This window comes from Brevibacterium litoralis (assembly GCF_040212315.1).
Lineage (GTDB): Bacteria > Actinomycetota > Actinomycetes > Actinomycetales > Brevibacteriaceae > Brevibacterium > Brevibacterium litoralis.
In genome coordinates, this window is record NZ_JBDIUY010000036.1 from 1 (window position 1) to 3,313 (window position 3,313).

Here is a 3,313-nt window from a genome sequence, read left to right on the forward strand (position 1 = left end):
AGGAGGCCTCGTCGGACAGGAGGAAGGCGGCGGCCGCGGCGATGTCCTCCGGGACGCCCAGGCGCTTGAGCGGGTAGGAGGCTGCGACCTTCTCCTCGCCGGCCTCGTAGAGCTTCTCCGCGAACTTGGTCTTCACGACCGCGGGCGCCACGCCGTTGACGCGGATGTCCGGGCCGAGCTCCATGGCCAGCTGCTTGGTGATGTGGATGAGCATCGCCTTGGACGAGCCGTAGAAGCCGATGCCCTCGGGCTGGCCGAGACCGGCGACGGAGGCGACGTTGACGATGCTGCCGCCACGCTCCTTGAAGGAGGCCTGGTAGGCCTTCTGGGTCCAGGACAGTGCGGAGAGATCGTTGACCTCGAACACCTTGCGGGCCGCGCCGAGGTCGAGCTCGACCATCGGGCCGTAGACGGGGTTGATGCCGGTGTTGTTCACCAGCACGTCGAGGGGGCCGAAGGTCTTCTGGACGAGTTCGATCGCCTCGTCCTGGTGGTCGGGGTTGTCGGCCTTGCCGGCCAGCGCGATGGCCTTCTCGGGGCCGCCCAGCTGCTCGACGGCGGCGTCGAGGGCCTCCTGGCCACGGGCCGTGATGAGGACGCGGGCACCCTCGTCGACGAGGCGCTGGGCGATTCCCAGGCCGATTCCGCGCGAGGCGCCGGTGACGATCGCGGTCTTGCCCTCGAACCGGGCTGCGGTGGTGCTCATGTGAACTCTCCTTCGAGTCGGGGATCGGGGTCGTGCCAGGGAGCGCGGATCGGTGCTCGCAAGTCGACCCGAACGAACGTTCACCACACTACAAGGATCGGCGTGCCCGAGGGGAGTGCCGGGAGTGGGCCGAGGCGCCTCGGGGGCGGATGTCCGGGTGACCCCTCACTTCACGTCGCGGAAGAACCAGCACCGATCGGTGGGGACGGTGGCGTCGAGGAGTTCGGCCTCGATCCCGCCGAAGTCGTAGGGCAGCGGGTCCCCGGGTTCGAGGACCAGGAAGCCGGCGCGGTGGAAGAAACTGCCGCGTTCCTGCGGGCAGGCCCCGGTCACGAGACTGCGGGTGGGCATCCCCACCTGGGAGAGGATCTGTGGGACGAGCCCCAGGACCACCGTGGCGATGCCCGTGCTGCGGTGGGCCGGCGCGGTCGCCAGGGCCCGGACGAACAGCGCGGTGCCGTTGTCGTAGTTGACGGCGGTGACGACGGCGACCGCGGCGAGCTCACCGTCGGGTGTGCGGACGACGGTGCCGGAGTCCTGGTCGCCGAGGGTGAAGTCGGGGAGGGCGAGGGCGTCGCGGACGAGCTCCTGGGCGTCCGCGCGACCCTCGTCCACGAGCATGTCGAAGGAGTACCCGGCGTCGACGAGCGAGCGGGCGTAACGCAGGTGGCGCTTCTTCACGGCCTCGTCGTGCAGGCCGGGGTACAGAGCAGGCATGGGGGTCCTCGTGCGGTAAGTGGGTGGCATGGTGCATCGGTCGTCGGGTGCCCGGCCACGGTACCGGGTGGGAGGGCACGGCACGCGTGGAACCGTATCGCCGTGTATGTCGTGCGGCGTAGATCCACCCGAATCGGCCCGATCCCTCGTAGCGTGGGCCCATGGACCCCATTCGCAACCCCTATGCACCGGGCGCCGGGCAGCGTCCGCCGGAGCTCGCCGGGCGCGACGCCGAGATGGACATGTTCCAGGTCGTGCTCGAACGGATCCAGCGCGGGCGACCCGAGAGGTCGCTCGTCCTCACGGGCCTGCGCGGCGTGGGCAAGACGGTGCTGCTCAATTCGCTGCGGTCGTCGGCGGTGCGGGCGCGGTGGGGGACGGGCAAGATCGAGGCGCGTCCCGGCGCGGAGTTGCGCCGACCGCTGTCCGCGGCCCTCCACCAGGCGATCCGCGAGCTCGGGATCCGCGACGAGGAATCGCGTCGGCACGTGCTGGGCATCCTCAAGTCCTTCGCCCAGCGCAGCACCCCGTCCGACGCCAAGCTGCGCGACAAGTGGCAGCCGGGCATCGACGTGCCGGCCGTGTCGGGACGGGCCGACTCCGGGGACATCGAGATCGACCTCGTCGAACTCTTCTCGGACATCGCCGGCCTGTCCCTCGACGTGGGCAAGGGGGTGGCGGTCTTCATCGACGAGATGCAGGACCTGGGAGCCGACGACGTCTCCGCACTGTGCGCTGCCTGCCACGAGATCTCCCAGCAGGGACTGCCCTTCGTGGTCGTGGGTGCGGGGCTGCCGCACCTGCCGGCGGTCCTGTCCGCCTCGAAGTCGTACTCCGAACGCCTGTTCCGGTACCGCCGGATCGATCGCCTCGACCGGGAGGAGGCGGACCGCGCTCTCCGCACCCCCGCCCTGGAGGAGGGCGCAGATTTCACCGCCGAGGCGCTCGACGCCCTCTACACCGCCACCGACGGCTACCCCTACTTCGTGCAGGCCTACGGGAAGGCGGCCTGGGACGTGGCGCCCCGCAGCCCGATCAGCGCCGAGGACGTGCGGGTCGGCGCCCCGAGTGCCCAGGCGGAGCTGGCCGTCGGGTTCTTCGGATCCCGCTACGAGCGGGCCACGCCCGCGGAGCGCGAGTACATGCGGGCCCTCGCCGACCTCGAAGTGGTCGGGAAGGCGGGTACGTCGGGGGAGGACCCCGCTGCCGAGGCGCACGCGCACTCCGCGGACGAGGCTCGGTCGGGTGCCGAAGACGGGGGCGGTGCTGAGGCCGCGGATGGTGGGCCCGCCGAGGCGCCCCAAGGGGTGGCGACCAAGGACCTGGCCGTACATCTGGGTCGGAAGCCCCAGTCCCTGTCCCCGGCTCGCGACGGTCTCATCAAGAAGGGACTCGTGTACTCCGCGGAGCGTGGGCGGATCGCATTCACGGTGCCGCATTTCGGGCGGTACCTGCGCGGCCAGAACGGGTGAGGCAGTTCACCCTCTTTCGGTTTGCTCCTGGCTGCGCCGAACGCATAGAGTTCTATCTCGTTCGCCGCCACGGTAGGCGGGGAACGACAATCGAATCTCCACCCGACCGGGTGACGGGCAGGGACTTCCGAGTCCGTGTTTCTCCTGGTCAGCCCGGGTGCCGGCCACCATCGTGTGGTCAGGGTCACACGGGCAGGATTTGGACCGGATGCCGGTCCGGGTCTAGGATGGAGAAGTTGCCTCACCACGAGGCCGACACGAACAGGACATGAACCTTCAGGTCCATGCGTCTGGATGTGCGGGGGTAGTGGTGGTGAGCGTCTGTTCTTTGAGAACTCAATAGCGTACCTAGTACTTCCATTCGTGATGGTGCCAAACAATTGGTCTCCAGGCCAACTATTTCACCCGCGTGTCGCAC

The 3,313-nt window shown here is 69.3% G+C and carries 3 protein-coding genes; 1 reads left to right on the forward strand and 2 read right to left on the reverse strand.

Annotated elements, in window-relative coordinates:
* Together AAD496_RS12795 and AAD496_RS12800 are read right to left on the reverse strand one after the other, a co-directional pair.
* Positions 1-706 (reverse strand): SDR family oxidoreductase (locus AAD496_RS12795; RefSeq protein ID WP_349829190.1); only part of this gene is annotated, 706 nt, incomplete at its 3' end.
* Between the two features lie 165 nt (positions 707-871).
* Positions 872-1,423 carry a GNAT family N-acetyltransferase gene (locus AAD496_RS12800; protein WP_349829191.1) on the reverse strand — a complete coding sequence of 184 codons (552 nt, stop codon included), beginning with the start codon at positions 1,421-1,423 and terminating at the stop codon, positions 872-874.
* Positions 1,424-1,584: 161 nt separating this feature from the next.
* On the opposite strand from AAD496_RS12800, the gene AAD496_RS12805 reads away from it, so the two are divergent.
* Positions 1,585-2,895 (forward strand): ATP-binding protein, encoded by a 1,311-nt coding sequence (locus AAD496_RS12805; RefSeq protein WP_349829193.1) that lies wholly within the window; start codon positions 1,585-1,587, stop codon positions 2,893-2,895.
* The last annotated feature ends 418 nt before the right edge of the window (positions 2,896-3,313 follow it).

Coding starts and splice junctions, on each gene's coding strand:
- AAD496_RS12805 (WP_349829193.1), top strand. CDS start 1,585: ATGGACCCCATTCGCAACCCCTATGCACCGGGCGCCGGGCAGCGTCCG.
- AAD496_RS12800 (WP_349829191.1), bottom strand. CDS start 1,423: ATGCCTGCTCTGTACCCCGGCCTGCACGACGAGGCCGTGAAGAAGCGC.